The sequence below is a fragment of the Pseudomonas sp. 13B_2.1_Bac1 genome (genome assembly GCF_025466155.1).
In the GTDB taxonomy this organism is placed as follows: Bacteria; Pseudomonadota; Gammaproteobacteria; order Pseudomonadales; family Pseudomonadaceae; genus Aquipseudomonas; species Aquipseudomonas aylmerensis.
In genome coordinates this window covers 26566-46201 of the sequence record NZ_JANLOH010000104.1, presented here as the reverse complement: position 1 = coordinate 46201, position 19636 = coordinate 26566, and the positions used below count along the sequence as shown (strand labels likewise).

Annotated in this window: 20 protein-coding genes; 11 read left to right on the top strand and 9 right to left on the bottom strand. The window is 61.4% G+C overall.

What is annotated here, in order from left to right; genetic code table 11:
* Positions 1-72: 72 nt before the first annotated feature.
* The 4 genes from NTD80_RS25775 to NTD80_RS25760 are packed head-to-tail and all read right to left on the bottom strand — an operon-like array spanning position 73 to position 2878.
* The gene (locus tag NTD80_RS25775) at positions 73-792 is read right to left on the bottom strand and encodes a PA5502 family lipoprotein (protein WP_065902805.1); all 720 of its coding nucleotides are present in this window, start codon (positions 790-792) and stop codon (positions 73-75) included.
* Positions 793-829: 37 nt separating this feature from the next.
* Positions 830-1618: a zinc ABC transporter permease subunit ZnuB gene (gene znuB, locus NTD80_RS25770; RefSeq protein ID WP_065902807.1), complete on the bottom strand. Its 789-nt coding sequence runs from the start codon at positions 1616-1618 to the stop codon at positions 830-832.
* On the bottom strand, positions 1611-2396 hold the full coding sequence (gene znuC / locus NTD80_RS25765) for a zinc ABC transporter ATP-binding protein ZnuC (protein WP_065902810.1): 786 nt from the start codon (positions 2394-2396) through the stop codon (positions 1611-1613). Before znuC ends, znuB begins: the two co-directional genes overlap by 8 nt.
* Positions 2396-2878 (bottom strand): Fur family transcriptional regulator, encoded by a 483-nt coding sequence (locus NTD80_RS25760; protein ID WP_065902812.1) that lies wholly within the window; start codon positions 2876-2878, stop codon positions 2396-2398. The genes znuC and NTD80_RS25760 overlap by 1 nt, the downstream gene beginning before the upstream one ends.
* A 58-nt stretch (positions 2879-2936) precedes the next feature.
* On the opposite strand from NTD80_RS25760, the gene NTD80_RS25755 reads away from it, so the two are divergent.
* Complete coding sequence (locus tag NTD80_RS25755) at positions 2937-3866, top strand: zinc ABC transporter substrate-binding protein (protein ID WP_262135428.1); 930 nt, start codon at positions 2937-2939, stop codon at positions 3864-3866.
* A gap of 57 nt (positions 3867-3923) precedes the next feature.
* Here NTD80_RS25755 and NTD80_RS25750 read toward each other — a convergent pair whose 3' ends face one another.
* Both NTD80_RS25750 and NTD80_RS25745 read right to left on the bottom strand, forming a co-directional pair.
* A complete protein-coding gene (locus NTD80_RS25750) occupies positions 3924-4877 on the bottom strand; it encodes a homoserine kinase (protein ID WP_262135427.1) in 954 nt (317 codons plus the stop codon).
* Between the two features lie 56 nt (positions 4878-4933).
* Positions 4934-5224, bottom strand: a complete 291-nt coding sequence (locus NTD80_RS25745) for a DUF2782 domain-containing protein (RefSeq protein WP_065902818.1) — start codon at positions 5222-5224, stop codon at positions 4934-4936.
* Between the two features lie 74 nt (positions 5225-5298).
* Here NTD80_RS25745 and polA point away from each other — a divergent pair, with 74 nt between their 5' ends.
* Positions 5299-8094 carry a DNA polymerase I gene (gene polA, locus NTD80_RS25740; protein ID WP_262135426.1) on the top strand — a complete coding sequence of 932 codons (2796 nt, stop codon included), beginning with the start codon at positions 5299-5301 and terminating at the stop codon, positions 8092-8094.
* A gap of 269 nt (positions 8095-8363) precedes the next feature.
* On the opposite strand, the gene yihA is transcribed toward polA, so the two are convergent.
* On the bottom strand, positions 8364-9005 hold the full coding sequence (yihA, locus tag NTD80_RS25735; protein ID WP_010207832.1) for a ribosome biogenesis GTP-binding protein YihA/YsxC: 642 nt from the start codon (positions 9003-9005) through the stop codon (positions 8364-8366).
* 192 nt (positions 9006-9197) lie between these two features.
* Here yihA and NTD80_RS25730 point away from each other — a divergent pair, with 192 nt between their 5' ends.
* The 6 genes from NTD80_RS25730 to NTD80_RS25705 all read left to right on the top strand — a co-directional run bounded on the left by NTD80_RS25730 (position 9198) and on the right by NTD80_RS25705 (position 14764).
* The gene (locus NTD80_RS25730; RefSeq protein WP_065902820.1) at positions 9198-9500 is read left to right on the top strand and encodes a c-type cytochrome; all 303 of its coding nucleotides are present in this window, start codon (positions 9198-9200) and stop codon (positions 9498-9500) included.
* A 33-nt stretch (positions 9501-9533) separates the two neighbouring features.
* On the top strand, positions 9534-10175 hold the full coding sequence (locus tag NTD80_RS25725; RefSeq protein ID WP_213551943.1) for a c-type cytochrome: 642 nt from the start codon (positions 9534-9536) through the stop codon (positions 10173-10175).
* A gap of 169 nt (positions 10176-10344) precedes the next feature.
* Entirely contained in the window at positions 10345-10980 is a 636-nt protein-coding gene (gene dsbA, locus NTD80_RS25720; protein WP_078826720.1) for a thiol:disulfide interchange protein DsbA, read from the top strand.
* A 10-nt stretch (positions 10981-10990) separates the two neighbouring features.
* Entirely contained in the window at positions 10991-11869 is an 879-nt protein-coding gene (locus NTD80_RS25715) for an endonuclease/exonuclease/phosphatase family protein (RefSeq protein WP_065902826.1), read from the top strand.
* A complete protein-coding gene (locus NTD80_RS25710) occupies positions 11866-13899 on the top strand; it encodes a GGDEF domain-containing protein (RefSeq protein WP_262135425.1) in 2034 nt (677 codons plus the stop codon). The genes NTD80_RS25715 and NTD80_RS25710 overlap by 4 nt, the downstream gene beginning before the upstream one ends.
* Positions 13900-13987: 88 nt before the next feature.
* A complete protein-coding gene (locus NTD80_RS25705; protein ID WP_262135424.1) occupies positions 13988-14764 on the top strand; it encodes an N-acetylmuramoyl-L-alanine amidase in 777 nt (258 codons plus the stop codon).
* 132 nt (positions 14765-14896) lie between these two features.
* Here the strand turns inward: NTD80_RS25705 and NTD80_RS25700 are convergent, their stop codons facing one another.
* The gene (locus NTD80_RS25700; RefSeq protein WP_262135423.1) at positions 14897-16684 is read right to left on the bottom strand and encodes a KinB sensor domain-containing domain; all 1788 of its coding nucleotides are present in this window, start codon (positions 16682-16684) and stop codon (positions 14897-14899) included.
* A gap of 7 nt (positions 16685-16691) precedes the next feature.
* Positions 16692-18038 carry a sigma-54-dependent response regulator transcription factor AlgB gene (gene algB / locus NTD80_RS25695; RefSeq protein ID WP_064053131.1) on the bottom strand — a complete coding sequence of 449 codons (1347 nt, stop codon included), beginning with the start codon at positions 18036-18038 and terminating at the stop codon, positions 16692-16694.
* A gap of 377 nt (positions 18039-18415) precedes the next feature.
* Between algB and NTD80_RS25690 the strand changes: the two genes are divergently transcribed.
* The 3 genes from NTD80_RS25690 (at position 18416) to NTD80_RS25680 (ending at position 19413) form a co-directional block, all read left to right on the top strand.
* Positions 18416-18700 carry a hypothetical protein gene (locus NTD80_RS25690; protein ID WP_065902836.1) on the top strand — a complete coding sequence of 95 codons (285 nt, stop codon included), beginning with the start codon at positions 18416-18418 and terminating at the stop codon, positions 18698-18700.
* Between the two features lie 81 nt (positions 18701-18781).
* Positions 18782-18946, top strand: coding sequence for a DUF1328 domain-containing protein (locus NTD80_RS25685; protein ID WP_003170804.1), 165 nt, complete (start codon positions 18782-18784; stop codon positions 18944-18946).
* A gap of 2 nt (positions 18947-18948) precedes the next feature.
* Positions 18949-19413 (top strand): inhibitor of vertebrate lysozyme family protein, encoded by a 465-nt coding sequence (locus NTD80_RS25680; RefSeq protein WP_262135422.1) that lies wholly within the window; start codon positions 18949-18951, stop codon positions 19411-19413.
* Positions 19414-19636: the final 223 nt, after the last annotated feature.

The following is a 19636-nucleotide window of genomic DNA, read 5'->3' as shown; positions in this document are numbered from 1 at the left end:
CAGGCAAGCCAGCTCCCACATTTTGAATTGTGAATACATTCAAATGTGGGGGCTGGCTTGCCTGCGATGCTTTTATTGCGCCTTGCGCGGAATCAGCACAACCTGCGCCGGAATATTCTTCAGAATCTGCCGGTGAATCTTCAGGTCATACCCCGAATCAATTCGCTTCACCCGTTTGGTCAGCAACGTGGCCAACCACGGGTAATCCTGCGTGCGCGGCGCTTGGATGCTCACGTCGCACTGGTAATTCACCACGTCGGTAGCGATGGCATCGAGTTGATGGCGCAGCGCTTCAATGTCGGTGAGGTTCAATGCCACGGTAGTGCTTTGCGCGGCCGGGTCGATGACCTTGGCGGCAGGCTTGGCTTCGGCGGCCTTGAGGGCGGCCTCGGCCTTGTCCAGCTCGGCTTTGCGCGCATGGGTGATGGCGCTGTTGACGCCGCCGGTCAGGGCCGGCGCCTTGGGCATCAGCGCACGGGCACGGCTCAAGGCCGTGGCGGCGGCGTTGACGTCACCTTTTTGCAGCACGATCTGGCTGCGCTGCAGGTAGGCCTCGGCCAGCTGACGTTGGTAAGTCTCCAGGGCCGGGTCGTTGGGCGACTGGGCCTGTAACGCGGCCAATTGGTCTTCGGCGGTGGCCAGCTCACTGCTGGCCAGGTTTTGCTCCAGCTGTGCGATGGCCGCAGCACGCGCGTCCGGTGCCTCGGGGGCGGCGGGCGGTGTGCTTTGACAGGCGCCCAGCAGCAGGGAAAATGCGGCAAGGAGCAGATAACGGGAGGTGAACAGCTTCATTCCTGCGACTCTCTATTTGCGCAAAAAGCGAGCAAGTCTACACCCCTCGACGGGGCAGGACAAAACTCAGCAGAAACAGGGCGGCGGCCGTGACCACAATTGACGGCCCGGCCGGCGTGTCCTTGAACCAGGACAACGCCAGGCCCCCACACACGGCGAGCATCCCCAGCAGGCTGGCGCCGATGGCCATCTGCTCGGGTGAGCGAGCGTGGCGCTGGGCGGCGGCGGCTGGGATGATCAGCAGCGATGTGATCAACAATACGCCGACAATCTTCATCGCGACAGCAATCACCACGGCGATCAACAACATCAGCGCCATGCGCAGGGTCGGCACGGGCAGCCCTTCCACCGTGGCCAGCTCTTCATGCACGGTGATCGCCAGCAGCGGACGCCACAGGGCGACCAGCAGCACCAGCACGACGGCGCTGCCGCCGAGGATCCAGGCAAGGTCGGTTGGGCTGATCGCCAGCAGATCACCGAACAGGTAGGCCATCAGGTCGATGCGCACTTCGTGCATGAAGCTGAGCACCACCAGCCCCAGCGACAGGGTGCTGGGCGCCAGGATGCCCAGCAGCGTGTCGGAGGCCAGCGGCTGGCGCTGCTGCAGGGTCACCAGCAGCACCGCCAGCAGCAGGCAGCCTACGGTCACGGCGATGGTCGGGCTCACATCCAGCAAAAAGCCCATGGCCACGCCCAGCAGCGCGGCGTGGGACAGGGTGTCGCCGAAATAGGCCATGCGTCGCCAGACCACGAACGAGCCCAGTGGGCCCGCCACCAGCGCCAAAGCCAAGCCTGCCAGCAGGGCGTAGAGCAGAAAATCAGCCATGCTTGCAGCTATCTCCGTGAACGTGGGTGTGAGGTGCGGTGGGGTCGTCGACCACGGCGCCATGCAGGTCATGGGCGTGGTCGTGATGGTGGTGGTAGATCGCCAGGCTCTGGGCATTCTTGCCGAACAACTCGACGAACGCCGGGTCGCCGCTGACCTGTTCCGGGTGACCTGAGCAGCAGACGTGGCGATTCAGGCACACCACTTGGTCGGTGGTGCTCATTACCAGGTGCAGGTCGTGGGAGACCATCAGCACGCCGCAGCCATGGCGGTCGCGCAGGCGGGTGATGAGGCTGTACAGCTCGGCCTGGCCGGCCACGTCGACGCCTTGCACGGGCTCATCGAGTACCAGCAGTTCCGGCTCGCGCAGCAGGGCGCGGGCCAGCAGCACGCGCTGCATCTCGCCACCGGAGATGCTCTGCACGGGGCTGTCGATGACTTGTTCGGCGCCGACTTCCTTGAGCGCGGCCTGGGCGCGAGTGCGATCCACGCCGGGGACCAGGCGCAGAAAGCGCAGGACCGACAGCGGCAAGGTCGGGTCCACGTGCAGTTTTTGCGGCATGTAGCCGACGCGCAGCTTGGGCTTGCGCCACACGCTGCCGGTGTCGGGCTTGAGCAGGCCGAGCACGGCGCGCACCAGGGTGGTCTTGCCGGCGCCATTCGGGCCGATCAGCGTGACGATCTGGCCTGGCTCCACACTCAGCGCGATGTTATCCAGCACGTTTTGCCCGGCGAACGTGACCCCAACCTGCTCCAGGCGGATTAACGCGTTGCTCATCAAGCCCCCTGGCAGCCCGAGCAGAGACCGACCACTTCGACCGTCTGCCCTTCGACCTGGAAGCCAACGTCGGCGGAGCTCTTGATGATGGCGTCGCTGATGCTTTTTTGTTCAAGTTCGATGGCGGCGTGGCACTCGCGGCAGATCAGGAATTGGCCCTGATGCGCGTGTTCCGGGTGATTGCAGCCAACAAAGGCGTTGAGCGAGGCGATGCGGTGCACCAGGCCGTTTTCCAGCAGGAAATCCAGCGCGCGGTACACGGTAGGCGGCGCCGCGCGGCGACCGTCCTGCTCGCTGAGCACGCCAAGGATGTCGTAGGCACCCAGCGGCTTGTGGCTTTGCCACACCAGCTCCAGCACCCGGCGACGCAAGGCAGTCAGGCGCAGGCCCTTCTGTGTGCACAGGGTATCGGCCTCCGACAGCGCGGTATGCACGCAGTGAGAGTGGTCGTGGGGACGGCTGGCAAGCGGTGTTTTAGGCATGAGCGGCGACAGATATTTGATAGAGACGTTATTATGTTACCCGTTCCTACGCCATTGAGTGGTCATCGTGTCCCGACTTTTTCCCGTTTTTGTCGTATTTGTCACCAGTTTGTTCATTACCGCTACCGCTCAGGCCGAGGTCAAGGTGCTGACCAGCATCAAGCCGTTGCAGTTGATTGCCGCGGCTGTGCAGGACGGCGTGGCGATTCCGGAGGTGCTGCTGCCGCCGGGTGCCTCGCCGCATAACTATGCCTTGCGCCCATCCGACGTACGGCGCGTGCAGTCGGTGGACCTGCTCTACTGGATTGGTCCGGATATGGAGAGCTTCCTACCCCGCGTGCTTAAAGGTCGTACGGCGCCGACGGTCGCGGTCCAAGACCTGCCGGGCATGAAATTGCGCCGTTTCGCCGAAGATAGCCATTCGCACGCCGACGATGCCGACGAGCATGATCACGATCACCGTCCAGGCAGCCTGGATGCCCACCTGTGGCTATCGACGGTCAACGCACGGGTGATCGCCGCGCGCATGGCGACTGACCTCAGCGCCGCCGATCCGCAAAATGCCGCACGTTACCAGAGCAACGTGAAGGCCTTCGACGAGCGCCTGGACGCCCTGGACGCGCGTTTGAAAGCCCGCCTGGCGCCAATCGGCAACAAGCCTTACTTCGTGTTTCACGAAGCCTTTGATTATTTCGAAGAGGCCTACGGTCTCAAGCATGCCGGCGTGTTCAGCGTGGCCGCCGAGGTTCAGCCGGGTGCCCAGCATGTGGCGGCGATGCGCACGCGTCTGCAGGAAGTGGGCAAGACGTGCGTGTTCAGTGAGCCGCCGTTGCGTCCGCGGCTGGCTGAAACGCTGGTAGCCGGCCTGCCGGTGAAGCTGGCGGAGTTGGATGCGCTGGGTGGTTACACGCCGGCTACTGCCCAGGGTTACGAGCAGGTGCTGGAGAAGCTGGGGAATGACTTGGCGGGGTGCCTGGAGTCGCTCTGACCGCTGCACCGATCTCCTGTGGGAGCTGGCTTGCTCCCACATTGACCGAGTAGATCTTTAAAGCGCGAACGGCAGGTGAACGGTGACCTGCTGACGCTGCTCCAGCCGGTGCTCGAACTCCGCCGGGTCATGGATCAGCACATCCTGGCCTGCGAACGACTCAGCGGCGATCAGGCGAGACAGCCAGAAGCGTACACACGCTACCCGCAGCATGGTCGGCCACAGCTCCGCTTCCTTGGCCGTGAACGGTCGCAGGCCCGCATAGGCGCCCAGCAGTGCGCGCGCGCGTTGCCCATCGATCACGCCGTCCGCGTCCGAACACCAGTCATTCAGCGCGATCGCCACGTCGTACAGCATCGGGCCCGAGCAGGCGTTGTAGAAGTCGATCAGGCCGGTCAGGTGCGTGCCTTCGAACATCGCATTGTCGCGGAACAGGTCGGCGTGAACGTTGGCGCGCGGCAGGGCAAGGATGTCGGCCTTGTGGGCTTCGATCTCGGTCAATGCCGCTTGCAGCAGCTGCTGTTGTGCGTCGTTCAAGTGCGAAATCAGCTGCGCACCTTCGCTGAGCATCCAGTCCAGCCCGCGATCGGTCTTGCGCTCCAGCACCTTCTCGCCCTGCGTCGCCAGGTGCAGGTGGCCCAGCAGGTCACCGACCTGGGCGCAGTGCTGCGCATTGGCGTCCTTGATGTGCTTGCCGGCCAGGCGCGGTTGTAACAGCGCCGGTTTGCCTTTCAGCTCGCGCAACGCGACGCCGTCGGTGGTGCGCAAGGCGTAAGGCACCGGCAGGTCGGCGTCGTGGAGCACGTCGAGCAGCTCGATGAAGAATGGCATTTCTGCGACGGGGCCGCGCTCAACAAGGGTCAGGACGAATTCGCCCTGTTCCAGGCTGATAAAGAAATTGGTGTTTTCGCTACCAGCGGCAATCCCCTGGAAGTCAAGCAGGCGGCCGAGCCCGTAAGGGGCGAGAAAGGTTTCCAGCTCGGGCCGAGCCAGGGGGGTGAACACAGACATGGTTAAAACTGCCAGTACGGGCGCCGCAGTGCGCGGCGCCAATTTAAGTTAAGAAATCATTTCCATTCGAAGATCTTCCATGACGGGATCAGCATATCCGGCTGGTCAGAGCGGATGAAGTTCGCGTCGGTTCCGTCCGCGCGTACCAGGAAATAAGGTGGCGCACCCTTTACGGTCACCTTGATTGCGTACAGGAAACCGTTTTGGCGGTACTCCTGGATAGTCCGGTCGCCTTCCGTGCGAATGGTAACGTCCGGATCCCCCGAAGGGGCGCTGTCTGCCGCCATGGCAGCCATCGGAGCGAGTGCAATCAAGCCAGTCAACAGCAGGCGATTGAATGTACGCATGATAACCTTGTCCCTTTGTCGTCATTGGTCCGGCTATTCTAGCGCCTGACCCGCCGAAAAGGTTGATCCTGCTCATGAGCCAAGCCCCCCTCGTCCTGGTGGACGGTTCTTCTTATCTGTACCGCGCCTTCCACGCGCTGCCACCGCTGACCACCTCCAAAGGCCTGCCGACCGGTGCGGTCAAGGGCGTGTTGAACATGCTCAAAAGCCTGCGCAAGCAGTACCCGGACAGCCCGTTCGCGGTGGTGTTCGACGCCAAGGGTGGGACCTTTCGCGATGAGATGTACGCCGAATACAAGGCCAACCGCCCGAGCATGCCCGATGACATGCGCCTGCAAATCGAGCCTCTGCACCAGAGCGTGATCGCGCTGGGCTTCCCGTTGCTGTGCGTCGAAGGCGTCGAGGCCGATGACGTGATCGGCACGTTGGCCCGCAGCAGCGCGGCCGCGAGCCGGCCGGTGGTGATTTCTACCGGCGACAAGGACATGGCCCAACTGGTGGACGGGCACATTACCTTGGTCAACACCATGACCGGTAGTTCGATGGACATCGAGGGCGTAAAGGAGAAATTCGGCGTCGCTCCGGAGCAGATCATCGACTATCTGGCGTTGATGGGCGATTCGTCCGACAACATTCCGGGCGTCCCGGGCATTGGTCCGAAGACCGCTTCCGGCCTGTTGGTGGGCGTGAATGGCGGACTCAAAGAGCTGTATGAGCAGCTGGATATCGTGCCGACCCTGCCGATCCGTGGCGCCAAGACGTTGCCGGCCAAGCTCGAGGAACACCGCGAGATGGCGTTCCTGTCCTATCAACTGGCAACGATCAAGGTCGATGTGCCGCTGGACGTGGGCCTGGATGATTTGCACCTGATCGAGCCGGATTGCGAAAAACTGCTGGAGCTGTACACCCTGCTGGAGTTCAAGAGCTGGATCGACGAGATTCAGCGCGATGCCAAGCGCGTGGAACTCAAGGCATCCGCCGACGTGGTGCCCGCCGCCGCTGATCTTCTCGAAGGGATGCCTGCGGCGCCCGTCGAAACGAACTACACCACGATCCTCGACCAGGCGACCTTCGACACCTGGCTGAAGAAGCTCAATGCTGCAAAACTGTTCGCGTTCGACACCGAGACCACCGGGATCGATGCCCAGCAAGCGCAGCTGGTCGGGGTGTCCTTCGCTGTAGAGCCTCACGAAGCTGCCTACATCCCGCTGACGCATTCCTACATCGGTGCGCCACAGCAGCTGGACCGCGACACCGTGTTGCTGGCGTTGAAGCCACTGCTGGAGGACCCGGCCAAGCTCAAGGTCGGCCAGCACGCCAAGTTCGACATGAACATCCTGGCCAACTGCGCCATCGGCGGCGACCCTGCCCAGGGCATTACCGTGCGGGGTATTGCCTTCGACACCATGCTTGAGTCCTACGTGCTGAACTCCACCGCGACCCGGCACGACATGGACAGCCTGGCGAAGAAGTACCTGGACTACGACACCGTCAGCTTCCAGGACATCGCCGGCAAGGGCGCCAAGCAGTTGACCTTCGACCAGATCCCGCTGGAGCAGGCGGGCCCCTATGCCGCCGAAGACGCCGACGTGACGCTGCGCCTGCACCAGGCCCTGCACGCGCAACTGGCGGCCATCCCGAGCCTGGCCAGTGTGCTGACGGATATCGAAATCCCGTTGGTGCCGGTGCTGGCGCGTATCGAGCGCCAGGGCGCGCTGGTGGACAAGGAGCTGCTGGGCATCCAGAGCATTGAACTGGGCGACAAGATGGTCGAGCTGGAACGCCAGGCGTTCGAGATTGCCGGTGAGGCGTTCAACCTGGGATCGCCTAAGCAGCTCGGCGCGATTCTCTACGAGAAACTCGGCCTGCCGGTGCTGAAGAAGACCGGCAAGGGCCAGGCGTCCACGGCTGAAGAAGTGTTGGCCAAGTTGGCCGAAGATGACTTCCTGTTGCCCAAGGTCCTGATGCAGTACCGCAGCATGAGCAAGCTGAAAAGCACCTACACCGACCGTCTGCCAGAGCAGATCAACCCGCGTACCGGGCGCATTCACACGTCTTATCATCAGGCAGTGGCCGCAACCGGGCGTTTGTCGTCCAGCGACCCGAACCTGCAGAACATCCCCGTGCGCACCGCCGAAGGACGGCGGATTCGCCAGGCGTTTGTCGCGCCCAAGGGCTACAAACTGCTGGCGGCGGACTATTCGCAGATCGAGCTGCGGATCATGGCGCACCTGTCCAAGGACGAGGGGCTGATGAATGCGTTCCGCAACGACCTGGACGTGCACACTGCGACGGCGGCTGAAGTGTTCAAGGTTGAATTGGCACAGGTCACGTCCAACCAGCGTCGCAGTGCCAAGGCGATCAACTTCGGTCTGATCTACGGCATGGGCGCGCAGAAGCTCGGCAAGGACATCGGCGTCGACACCAAGACCGCCAAGGCCTATATCGATGTGTACTTTGCCCGCTATCCGGGCGTGCGCGAGTACATGGAGCGCACGCGTGCCCAGGCTGCCGACCAGGGCTACGTGGAAACCTTCTTCGGTCGCCGGCTGTACCTGCCGGATATCAATTCCAACAAGCCCCAGGAGCGCGCGGCCGCCGAACGCACGGCGATCAACGCGCCGATGCAGGGCACGGCGGCAGACATCATCAAGAAGGCCATGGTGCTGGTGGATAACTGGCTGACCGAATCGGGCCTGGATGCCAAGGTCATCCTGCAGGTGCACGATGAATTGGTGCTGGAGGTGCGTGAGGACCTGGTGGCTGCCGTCAGCGAGAAGATCCGCGAGTACATGAGCGCGGCGGCGCAATTGGATGTGCCGTTGGTCGTGGACGTTGGCGTGGGCGACAACTGGGACGAGGCCCACTGATTCCGGGCCTTTGCCGCCACCCTAGGTGGTGGCAGAGTGCTTTAGTCCAGAAAACGCCGTGGCTTATTACCAATAGTTTTTTGAACGTGCCGGAACTTAACCCATGAAATGCAACTCAGAGTTACTGAATGGGTGGTGAAGCCCTTCAATGCTCCTATGTTGTGTTAAGTGTTGGCAGATATCTGGACCCCGCCCTAGCGGTCCGGAACTTGAACCCCGAACTTCCCCTCCCCATACGAAGTCCGGGGTTTTTTTTGCCCGCAGAAAAGTTATTCCGCGAGTTCCGCGCCCTTGTCAGCCAATTCCATCCAGCCCGCCAGCACGGTGTAAGCCTCTTCGAGGCCCATGCGCTTGGGCGCCGAGAACAGCTGGATGGTGATCGCATCGCCCCAACCCTTACGGATTTCGGACTGCACCTTGAGCAGCGTGTTCTTGGCTGCGCCATAGGTGAGCTTGTCGGCCTTGGTCAGCAGGATATGCATCGGCATGCCGCTGGCGACGGCCCAATCGAGCATCAGCAAGTCGAAGTCGGTCATTGGATGACGGATGTCCATCATCAGGATCAAGCCTTTCAAACTCTCCCGGCCACCCAGGTAAGCCTCCAGGTGACGCTGCCAGTGCAGCTTCAGCGGGATAGGTACTTTTGCGTAACCGTAGCCCGGCAGGTCGACCAGACGCCGATCATCGTCTAGCTTGAAGAAATTGAGCAGCTGCGTGCGGCCCGGGGTTTTCGAGGTGCGCGCCAGGCTGGCATGGGTCAGGGTGTTCAGGGCGCTGGATTTGCCGGCGTTGGAACGACCGGCAAAGGCGACTTCAAAACCTTCGTCATCGGGGCATTGGTCAACTTTGGCGGCGCTGAGCATGAAGGTGGACTGTTGGCACAGGCCGAGGATGGGGTTCTTGAGTTGCATGAGATTTCCGATGTGGGCGGTGCCGAGAAAGGGTGCGGCAAGCGGTGTCGTTTCCGTTTCAGTAGCGCCAGTATATAATGCCGCAGATTTTGTGTGTGCTTTGTCCCAGCGAAGGATGAAGTTCACGGGAGCGAAAGACCTTCATTGCGCATTAGAACGCAAAACGCTCTCAAACCCTGAAAAGGTCGATGTATGACCAGATGGTTGCTCGCTTTCGGTGTCCTGATTCCGCTTTTCGGCGCTCAGGCTACACAGGATCCGGAAGCGGTGTACAACCGAGTTTGCGTGGCTTGCCATGCCGGCCAGCTGCCGAACGCCCCCAAGCGGGGTGACCAGGCAGCCTGGGCGCCAAGACTGGCGCAGGGCATGGACACGCTGGTGCAGCACGTAGACCAGGGTTTCAAGGCAATGCCGCCGCGTGGTTTGTGCATGGACTGCAGTACTGAGGATTACCAGGCCGTCATTGAGTTGATGGTGAGTAAACCCGGTAGATAACTCTTAAACCCTTAGCCGTAGTTGGATTAGCTGATGAACAAACTGATCGTGAGTCTGCTGTTGACCTTGGGCGTCACCGGTGTTGCCTTTGCTGCAGAGGGCCCCCTTAAAGGTGATGCCACTGCCGGCCAAGCGAAAGCTGCCGTGTGTGGTGCCTGCCATGGACCGGACGGTAACAGCCCGGCTCCGAACTTCCCCAAACTGGCCGGCCAGGGTGAACGTTACCTGACCAAGCAGATGCACGACATCAAGGATGGCAAGCGCACGGTACTGGAAATGACCGGCTTGCTGACCAACCTCAGCGATCAGGACCTGGCAGATATCGCGGCGTATTTTGCCAGCCAGAAAGGCAGTGTGGGAGCTGCCGATCCGAAACTGGTCGAAAAAGGCCAAGCATTGTTTCGCGGCGGCAAGCTCGCTGAAGACCAGCCTATCGGCGGCATGCCCGCCTGCAAGGCGTGCCACATTCCGGACGGCAGCGGCCTCGCCGCTGCAGGCTTTCCTCACCTGAGTGGCCAGCATGCTCAATACACGGCGAAGCAGCTGAAGGATTTTCGCGAAAAAGTGCGCTACATCGACGGCGATGCCGGCAACAAAATGATGACCGACATCGCGGCCAAGCTCTCGGACAAAGATATCGAAGCGCTGTCCAGCTACATTCAGGGTCTGCACTGATCAGCCTGGCAACGTTAACACTCGATTAATCCCGTGATGCAAGCATAAAAAGGGTGGCCCAGGCCGCCCTTTTTTGTGGCCGGTGCCGTTACACTAACGAACTCATGCCCGCGTAGACCTGTCACAACAAAGGTCGCGTGAGGCGACTTTATTTGTCCAGGAGTAAAGCATGCGTAATCTGATCCTCAGCGCCGCTCTCGTCACTGCCAGCCTCTTCGGCATGACCGCACAAGCTGCCGACGTGCCGCTTGAAGCCGGTAAAACCTACGTTGAATTGGCCAACCCTGTACCCGTATCGGTACCCGGCAAGATCGAAGTGGTGGAGCTGTTCTGGTACGGCTGCCCGCATTGCTACGCGTTTGAACCGACCATCAATCCATGGGTTGAGAAGCTGCCTAAGGACGTGAACTTCAAGCGTATCCCCGCCATGTTCGGCGGCCCATGGGATGCCCACGGCCAACTGTTCCTGACCCTGGAAGCCATGGGTGTCGAGCACAAGGTGCATAACGCGGTATTCGACGCGATCCAGAAACAAGGCAAGCGCCTGACCAAGCCGGACGAAATGGCTGACTTCGTTGCCACCCAGGGTGTCGACAAGGACAAGTTCCTCGCCACCTTCAACTCCTTCGCCATCCAGGGCCAGATCAAGCAGGCCAAGGAACTCGCGCAGAAGTATGGTGTGCAAGGCGTACCGACCATGATCGTCAACGGCAAATACCGCTTCGACCTGGGCACTACCGGTGGTCCTGAACAGACCCTCAACGTTGCCGACCAGCTGATCGCCAAAGAGCGCGCAGCCAAGTAAGGGGCCCGTCATGCGCCGCTGGGGTACCGAACGCGTTGTTGGCCTGCATGACCCGCAGGTCAACGAACATCACCTGGAATCCACAGGCCTGCCGGCAGACAGCCGCTTGCGCCTGCTCAGCTTCAATATCCAGGTGGGGATCAGTACCGAGAAATACCGGCACTACCTGACCCGTGGCTGGCAGCACCTGCTGCCGCACAATGGGCGTGCCGGTAACCTGCAGAAGATCGGCAACCTGTTGCATGACTTCGACCTGGTTGCCCTGCAGGAAGCCGACGGTGGCAGCATGCGCTCCGGCTACATCAACCAGGTCGAGCACCTGGCCCAGCTCGGTGCCTTCCCCTACTGGTATCAGCAACTCAACCGCAACCTGGGGCGCCTGGCGCAGCACAGCAATGGCGTGCTCAGTCGCTTGAAACCATCCGCCATCGAAGATCATCCGCTGCCGGGCCCCAAGGGGCGCGGGGCGATTCTCGTGCGTTTTGGCGAAGGGCCCGAGGCCCTGGTGGTGGTGATGATGCACCTGGCGTTGGGTGCACGCACCCGCACGATGCAGCTGGCCTACATCCGCGAGTTGATTGGCAATTACAAACACCAGGTGTTGATGGGTGACATGAACACCCATGCCAACGACCTGCTGCAGAATTCTCCGTTGCGCGACCTTGGGCTACTGGCACCGCAAGCCGAAGCCACGTTCCCCAGCTGGCGCCCGCAACGCTGTCTTGACCATATCCTGCTCAGTCCGACCCTCACGCTGGAAAGCGTGAAGGTGCTGGCGCAGCCCATCTCCGATCACCTGCCGGTCGCGGTAGAGATTCGTCTGCCGGGTTCGCTCACGGCTGATGCATTGCCCGCGTTGAGCCCCGGCCCTCGCGGACCCCTTGCATGAGCGACGACGCCCAGCGCTGGAAAGAAAAATACCTGAAGAGTATCGAGCAACAAGAAAAGCTCGAACGCCGCTGGGCTGCGCGCCTCGACCTGTTGCGCCGTGGGCTGGTGCGCAGCACGCTGGCCGCTGAAGGCACCGACCGTGCGGTCGATCAATGCATGAAGGAAATGCGCGACGTTGTCCGTAGCGATGATATGGACGCGGCCCTCGCGGCCTTGCTGCCGCGCCTGGAAAAAGCCGTGCTGGATTCGGAGCAGCGCCGCGAAACCCGGGTGGACCAGATGAGCACTGCGCTGACCTCCCTGGTCGCGCAGTTGCAAAAGCTGCCACTGCCGCGTGAGGTCGCACGCCCGCTGAAGACCTTCGCCAAGCAGTTGGACGGGCGTGTCAGCCAGGCCCGTGAGATCCCCTTGCTGCTCAGCGAGCTGAGCAACTTGCAAGGGCAGGCGCTGGATAACCTGGAACCGGACGGCGAGACCACGCGCCCAGGCCCCGGATTGTTACAGCGTCTGTTCGGCGCCAAGGAGACGGCCAACGAAGCGGTCGCCAGCGAGCCGGCCCCACCGCCTGTTGCAGCCAAGCCGGTCGCCGTGGCTCAGGAGCCCGAGCAATCCGAGGAACTCACCCAGGCCTTGCGGGCCTTTGCGCCACAGCCGCAAGAGGCGGTTGCCCCGCCCCCTGAACCCGTCGCGCCGGCCAGCGTTGTCGAGGCGCCCAGTGAGACGTTTGCCTTCGAGGCCCCGCCTACGGCGGCGCCCGTTGACGTGCCCGCAGTATCCAGGGAGCCCGAGTCGCAGAGCGAAGAACCCGCGCCCGAAAGCGCCCTCGCGGCTTTTATCGACGTGCCATCGGATGAGGTCGAGACGCCGGACGAAACCACTATCGGCAGTCTGTCGCTGCCGCCTGTGCTGGAGCCCGACGAGCCCGATCCCGACGAGTTGCAAGCGGATGCTGCCTATTCCCTGCCGGACTCGCCGGAGCCGTCCTACAGCTCCGTCGCCAAACATATTGAAGACACCCTGCTCGGCCTGCTCGAAGACCTGTCCTTGCCCGAGCGCCACAGGCCCCAGGCCGAAGCCATGCGTGAGCGCCTCGCCCATGGCCTGAACTGGTACGAACTGCTACCGATTCTCGATGATCTGGCCGTGCTGATGCTGGCGATCACCGACAGCGGCCAGCATGAGTTCGAGGCGTACCTCAAGCAGCTCAACGAGCGTCTCGAAGCCTTCCAGGGGCATTTGCAGGTCGCCAGCGACGGGCATGCAGACAGCCGATCCGCTGCCCGCGAGCTGGACACGCAGATTCGCGAACAGGTCGACGGCTTGCAAAGCAGTGTGCAGGACGCCGCCGACCTCGACAGCCTCAAGCACGTGCTGGAAAGCCACCTCGAAGGCTTGCTCGGCACCATGGACGAGCACCAGCAGCAACGCGACCAGCGCGAGCAGGAAGTGGCCGCGCGCTTGAAAGGGCTGGCCGAGCGGGTCGCCAATATGGAGCAGGAGGCCCAGGGCTATCGCGAACACCTGGAGGTGCAACGCCAGAAGGCCTTGATCGATCCACTTACCGGCCTGCCTAACCGCGCAGCCTGGAGCGAGCGCCTCGATCTGGAGGTCAACCTCTGGCACCAGCGCGGCAACAACCTGTCGTTGGCGATGCTCGACCTGGATCACTTCAAGCGCATCAACGATGGCTACGGCCATCTGGCCGGCGACAAGGTGCTGAAGATCATCGCCAACGTGCTGCGCAAGCGCCTGCGGCCGAACGATTTTATCGCACGCTTTGGCGGAGAAGAGTTTGTGTTGCTGATGCCGGACTCCTCATTGGCAGAGGCCGTGGCGGCAGGTGATGCGTTGCGCGCAGCGATTGAGGCGTGCCCGTTTCACTTCAAGGGCGAGCCGGTGACGATCACCGTGTCCATGGGCGTCGCGCAGTTCCAGGCGGGCGAGCGCAGTGACCTGGCCCTCAAGCGTGCGGATGCGGCGTTGTACCGGGCCAAGGCTGCGGGACGCAACCAGGTGCAGGCGGCGTAAAAGATGTTCCATTTTGTAATTTGACCGCCGAGCCACAAACGGTACGTTACACTGTTGCATTATCGTCTTCAGCGTAATGCCTTCTGCCATGAAATCCCTGTACTTCGCCTTTTTGTTCCTTTTACTCACGGGCTGCGCCAGTGGCCCGCGCCTGGACACCACTCACCCCTCGGTGAACCATGATAACCGCGTGCAGTTCGTGGTTGTCCACTACACCTCGACCAACCTTGAACGCTCCCTGGCACTGCTCACCCACGGCCAGGTCAGCAGCCATTACCTGATCGGCGATGACGCTTCTGCCACCATCTACAAGCTGGTCGACGAGAGCCAGCGCGCCTGGCATGCCGGGGAAAGCGAGTGGATGGGCCGGACCTGGCTCAATTCCAGTTCAATCGGTATTGAAATCGTGAACCCCGGCTACAAGGACACACCGACCGGTCGCCTGTGGTACCCCTACTCCGAAGCCCAGGTTAAATCGCTGGTGGTGTTGCTCAAGGACATCAGCAAGCGCAATGGCATCGACCCCAAGAACATCATTGGCCACAGCGACATCGCGCCGCTGCGCAAGCTGGATCCGGGTCCGCTGTTCCCGTGGAAGCGACTCGCCGCTGAAGGGTTGGGGGTCTGGCCGGACGCGCAGGCTGTTGCCCGATTCCAGGTGCAGTACGCCGCGGATCTACCGAGTATCACGTGGTTCCAGGAAGAGCTCGCGCGCCTGGGCTACCAGACACCGCAGACCGGCGAGCTGGATGTCGCCACGCGGCATGTGATCGCGGCATTCCAGATGCACTTCCGGCCATCGCTGTTTGATGGCACACCGGACGCCGAAAGTGCTGCGATCCTGCGGGCCTTGAACCGCAGTTAAGGTGTTAACCGATTCAAAAAAGTGGGAGCGGGTTTGTTCGCGAAGGCAGTGTGTCAGTCATCAAATACATGGACTGATCCACCGCCTTCGCGGGCAAGCCCGCTCCCACTTTTTTTGCCGTGACCGGCCAGGTTACAGCGGCAACGCCATGTAGAACTGTGTGCCCTGCCCTGGCCGCGAGTACACGCCCATGCGGCCACCGTGCAGTTGCACGATTTCTTTGCACAGCGCCAACCCCAGGCCAGCGCCGCCTTTCTTGCGGCCCACTTGTACGAACGGCTCGAAGATCCGCCCTTGCTGTCCGTAGGCGATGCCTTCACCGTTGTCCTCGACACTGATTATTACCCGCTCACCGTGGCGACGTGCCTGCAAGCGGATCTGCCCGCCTTCGGCGGTGTGGCGCAAGGCGTTGCCGAGCAGGTTGTCGAGTACGCGCTCCAGTTGTGCCTGGTCGGCATACAAGCGCGGCAGGTCGGACTGGGCTTCTACCAGCAGTTCGATGCGTTGCGCGTTGGCTGGTTCGACGAAGCGCGCACGCGCATGTTCAAGCAAGTCGGTGACATCGCACGCGCCCAGGGTGAGTTTTTGCAGGCCGTTCTGGTAGCGCGAGAAGTTGAGCAAGTCGTTGATCAGCTGCATCAGGCGCTGCATTTCTTCATTGACCGTATCCAGCAGGTCCGCTTCGCGCGAATCCGCCGGAAATTTCGCGCGCTCGCGGAACAGGCCGAACGCCATGTGCATGCCGGTCACCGGCGTGCGCAGCTCATGGGAGGCGCGCAACACGAACTCGCTGCGCACGCGCTCGAAGGCGCGTTGTTCGGTGACGTCATGCAGCACCATAACTGCACCGAGGATATGCCCCTGGGTATGGCTGACGGGCGTCAGGCTATAGGTCAGCAGGCGCAGCTCGCCTTCGACTTCGACTTCCAGGTCGTCCGGAGCGCGCTCCAGGTTGCCGCCACGCAGCACCAATTGCAGCTGTTCATCCAGTTCCGGGCGCACCAGTGCTTCACCCAGGCCCTGGCCGAGACGTTCTTCATCCCAGCCCAATTGGCGCTGGGCGACGGGGTTGAGGTGCTCCAGGCGGCCCTGGCGATCGATCATCAGCAGGCCATCGTCGATGCTGTCGAGCACGGCTTGCAGGCGTTGCTGGCCGGCCAGCAGTTCGTCGACGTTGGTTGCCTGATGCTGGCGCAGGGCTTCGGCCATGATGCCGAAGCGACGGGTCAGCTGGTTCATCTCAGCCGCCGATGAGATCGGCAGCGTCACTTCGAAATCGCCCTGCCCGATCTTGTCCGCCGCCTTGGCCAGCGCTTCGATCGGCCCGCCAAATCGCCGGGCAATGCCATGCGCGGTCACAAATCCGATGATCAATACCGCAAGCCCCACCAGCCCCAGTAAACCTGCGATCAATAGCGCCCGCTCGCGGGACTTGTGCTCGCTGTTGCTGATGTTTTCCAGCGCTTGCTTGTGCTCGTTGATCAGCCCGTTACGCAGCACATTGAAGGTTTCGGTGAGCTTTTCCTTGGTACCTGGCGGTGGTTCTGCTTGCTGGGATTGGTCAAATGCCTCCAGCAATGCCTGGTACTGGCCTCGCGCCTGGCTGAATCCGGTCCCGTGGCCGTCGCGCTGTTCATGGGCGATACCTTGGTCCAGCAAGTCGAAATAGCGCTGTTTGGAGGCTTTCAGGGCCTCCGGGTCCGGCGGCTCTTCGAGCATCATGATCAACTGGTCGCCCAAGCTCTGGCGCAGCTTGAGGCCCAGGTCCAGGGTGATGAAATTGCTGCGAATCAACGACTCCTGGGTCTTGGCCATTTGCATGACGCTCACCAGACCCAGGATCAAACCCAGCAGGGCGACGGTAATCAGCGCAGAAATACTCAGGAACAAACGAGTGCGCAGTTTCATCGCTAGCTTCATAGAGTGCTCACAGGTTGTACTGTTTGCGTTTGCGGTACAGGGTCGAGGCGTCGATACCCAGGGTGCGCGCGGCCTGGTCCAGGGTGTCGCTGGTGGCGAGGACGGCGCCGATGTGGGCTTTCTCCAGCTCGTCCAGGCTCAGTGCCGCGCCGATACGCGGCGCATTGTTGGTCGGCTGCTCGGCCATGCCGAGGTGGCTGATTTCGACTTTTTCCTGTGGGCAGATAATGCTGGCGCGCTCGACCACGTTGCGCAGCTCACGGATATTGCCCGGCCAGCGATAGTTCAACAGCGCCTCACGTGCTTCATCGCTGAAACCGCGAGCCGGCCGCGCGTATTCCTTGACGAAGCGTGCCAGGAACCGGTCGGCCAGGGTCAGGATGTCCTCGCTGCGTTCGCGCAGCGGCGGCAAGTGCAAGGTGATCACATTGAGGCGGTAGAGCAAGTCTTCACGGAAGCGGCCGTCGCGCACCATGTCTTCCAGGTTCAGGTTGGTGGCCGCCAGGATCCGCACGTCAGCACGGCGGGTGACCGGGTCGCCCACGCGCTCGTATTCCTTGTCCTGGATAAAACGCAGCAACTTGGGTTGCAAGGTGAGGGGGAAATCGCCGATCTCGTCGAGAAACAGCGTGCCGCCGTCTGCCTGGTTGACGCGGCCCAAGGTGCTTTCACTGGCACCGGTAAACGCACCGCGGCTATGGCCGAACAGCTCGCTCTCCATCAACTCTGCCGTCAGCGAAGGGCAGTTGATGGTCACGCAGGACTTCTTCGACCGCTTGCTCCAGCCGTGAATGGCCCGGGCCAGCTCGCCTTTACCGGTGCCCGACTCGCCGAGAATCAGGATGTTGGCATCTGTGCCGGCCACTTGGCGCGCGGTTTCCAGTACCACCATCATCGAGGGGCTGTGGGAATCGAGGCCGTCTTTGGGCTGGCGCACTGCGCCTTCCAATGCTTCCAGGCGTGCAGAGAGTTGGCGCACTTCCAGTTGCTTGGCGGTGGCCAGGCGCAATTGGTCGGGGCTGCAGGGCTTGACCAGGTAATCGGCCGCACCCGCTTGGATCGCGTCCACGGCGGTATCCACCGCCGAATGGGCGGTCACGATGACCACGCGCATCCACGGTGCTTGTATGCGCATTTGGGCCAGCACATCCAGGCCATTGTCTTCGCCCAGGCGCAGGTCGAGGAAGCACAGGTCGAATACCTGGCGCTGCATCAAGGTGTCGGCTTGGGCGGCGCTGTTGGCGGTGGCCACGGTGTAGCCTTCATCTTCCAGGCAATAACGGAAGGTGCGGAGGATCGCGGATTCGTCATCCACTAAAAGAATGCGGCCTTGAAGTTCCTTGGCTGATTCCATCTGTCCCGCGCTCCTTAACTATGAATGATGGTGTTTAGTCCCGGAATAATCGGGCAAGTTGCATGGTCTATTCTGATCGATAATAGGCAGCATCGTGCAGCTATCTGCGCGGTGTCCTACAAAGCCTTGCCTGATGGCGTTTTCATGCCGTCTTGCCCCTTCGGCAACACTCCCTCCGCTTTCTATCCCTCGACCCGACCACTGACCATCGTGCATTTCGCACGGCGTACAGGGGGGCATCGTGCAGGATGCTAGGCGATTGCCCTAACGCATATATTTAACTTATTGATTTTATTGAGTTTTATTTTGCAAAAAAGCTGGCATGCGCTCTGCAATAGCTATCCCAACGAATAATCAGAATGCGGGAGAAATGCAGCATGACTCGCCAAAGCCTCAACCAACTGCGTGTATCGCCACTGCGCTTGCAACAAGGTCTGTTTGCCAGCCTGGCCTTGATGGTCACGCTGATTGCAGGCCAGCAGTTTCAGCATTGGCAGCAGAGTCAGCAGCAGACCCCGCAATTCGAACGTCCGGTGATGACCCAGACGCATTTTCGATCCGTCGGTAGCGTGACTGCCGATGTGACAGCCCCGCAATTGCGCGTAGCCGACCAGGATTCAACCCTGGGCGAGCTGCCAACCCAAGAGCGTTGGGTGTTCTAGGCAAGAACGTCGGGGGCTCGTTTTGAGCGTCCGTACCGCACTACCGCTGTTACCTCTAAAAGAAGCGTAAGGAGAATCACCATGTTGAGTTGGGCAATCACATTTCTGATCATCGCCATTGTGGCTGCAGTCCTGGGCTTCGGTGGTATCGCGGGCACCGCCACGGGTATCGCCAAGATTCTCTTTGTCGTCTTCCTGGTGATGTTCATCGCTTCGTTCTTCTTTGGTCGTCGCGGCCGAGGCTGAACATGACCACTTCCTTTAAAGCCATGGCTGCCGCCCTGCTCCTGGGCGGCAGCGGCCTGGCGATGGCCGCCAATGACGGTCAATCCCGGGCCAACGAACTGCTCAGCGCGGACCCGCAATACCGTGAAACCTGGCAAAGCGTGGTGAAGAAAGAAGAGCGCCTGCCTGAATGGGTAATGAACCTGTCAGGCACGGCCGAACAAATGAATGCCGTGGAAGAAGATGGCGACAAGTACTTGGTCGGTCCGCTCTGTGAAACCGCAGACACATGCCTGAACAAGCGCCTGATCGTTGCCTTCAGCCTCGACAAGGATGATGCCTACGCGATGTTGGTCGAAGTCCCTGCCGGCTTGCCGGCGGACAAGTCGCCGACTCGGCACGCCGATTACCGGTTTATCGGTAAGCCGGACGAAGGCATGCAGAAGCTGCTGATGGAACAGCTGAAGAAAGATCCGAATTGGTACTAGGTTCCGTCTGACGCGCTTGTCGTCTGCGGGATCATCGTCCATAGAAAGAAGCCCCTCGCTTCTTTCTGTCTGCCTCACTCGCCACGGGTGAGGCATGACCAGGGGGCCGGGTTGCTCTGATCAATCGAGATCGGCGTGACCTACGGGTACAGGGAGTGCCTGCGCAAGGGCCGGGTCAGGCGAAAAGCTGCGACGCAGGTTCACAAGTCCTCAAGCTTGCTGA

What these genes read in the sequence shown, in the direction of transcription:
- NTD80_RS25715 (WP_065902826.1), top strand. Translation starts at nt 10,991, where the DNA reads ATGCGCCGCTGGGGTACCGAACGCGTTGTTGGCCTGCATGACCCGCAG.
- NTD80_RS25750 (WP_262135427.1), bottom strand. Translation starts at nt 4,877, where the DNA reads ATGTCTGTGTTCACCCCCCTGGCTCGGCCCGAGCTGGAAACCTTTCTC.
- znuC (WP_065902810.1), bottom strand. Translation starts at nt 2,396, where the DNA reads ATGAGCAACGCGTTAATCCGCCTGGAGCAGGTTGGGGTCACGTTCGCC.
- dsbA (WP_078826720.1), top strand. Translation starts at nt 10,345, where the DNA reads ATGCGTAATCTGATCCTCAGCGCCGCTCTCGTCACTGCCAGCCTCTTC.
- NTD80_RS25760 (WP_065902812.1), bottom strand. Translation starts at nt 2,878, where the DNA reads ATGCCTAAAACACCGCTTGCCAGCCGTCCCCACGACCACTCTCACTGC.
- yihA (WP_010207832.1), bottom strand. Translation starts at nt 9,005, where the DNA reads ATGCAACTCAAGAACCCCATCCTCGGCCTGTGCCAACAGTCCACCTTC.
- NTD80_RS25710 (WP_262135425.1), top strand. Translation starts at nt 11,866, where the DNA reads ATGAGCGACGACGCCCAGCGCTGGAAAGAAAAATACCTGAAGAGTATC.
- NTD80_RS25775 (WP_065902805.1), bottom strand. Translation starts at nt 792, where the DNA reads ATGAAGCTGTTCACCTCCCGTTATCTGCTCCTTGCCGCATTTTCCCTG.
- NTD80_RS25685 (WP_003170804.1), top strand. Translation starts at nt 18,782, where the DNA reads ATGTTGAGTTGGGCAATCACATTTCTGATCATCGCCATTGTGGCTGCA.
- NTD80_RS25745 (WP_065902818.1), bottom strand. Translation starts at nt 5,224, where the DNA reads ATGCGTACATTCAATCGCCTGCTGTTGACTGGCTTGATTGCACTCGCT.
- NTD80_RS25705 (WP_262135424.1), top strand. Translation starts at nt 13,988, where the DNA reads ATGAAATCCCTGTACTTCGCCTTTTTGTTCCTTTTACTCACGGGCTGC.
- polA (WP_262135426.1), top strand. Translation starts at nt 5,299, where the DNA reads ATGAGCCAAGCCCCCCTCGTCCTGGTGGACGGTTCTTCTTATCTGTAC.
- NTD80_RS25730 (WP_065902820.1), top strand. Translation starts at nt 9,198, where the DNA reads ATGACCAGATGGTTGCTCGCTTTCGGTGTCCTGATTCCGCTTTTCGGC.
- NTD80_RS25680 (WP_262135422.1), top strand. Translation starts at nt 18,949, where the DNA reads ATGACCACTTCCTTTAAAGCCATGGCTGCCGCCCTGCTCCTGGGCGGC.
- NTD80_RS25700 (WP_262135423.1), bottom strand. Translation starts at nt 16,684, where the DNA reads ATGAAGCTAGCGATGAAACTGCGCACTCGTTTGTTCCTGAGTATTTCT.
- NTD80_RS25690 (WP_065902836.1), top strand. Translation starts at nt 18,416, where the DNA reads ATGACTCGCCAAAGCCTCAACCAACTGCGTGTATCGCCACTGCGCTTG.
- NTD80_RS25725 (WP_213551943.1), top strand. Translation starts at nt 9,534, where the DNA reads ATGAACAAACTGATCGTGAGTCTGCTGTTGACCTTGGGCGTCACCGGT.
- znuB (WP_065902807.1), bottom strand. Translation starts at nt 1,618, where the DNA reads ATGGCTGATTTTCTGCTCTACGCCCTGCTGGCAGGCTTGGCTTTGGCG.
- algB (WP_064053131.1), bottom strand. Translation starts at nt 18,038, where the DNA reads ATGGAATCAGCCAAGGAACTTCAAGGCCGCATTCTTTTAGTGGATGAC.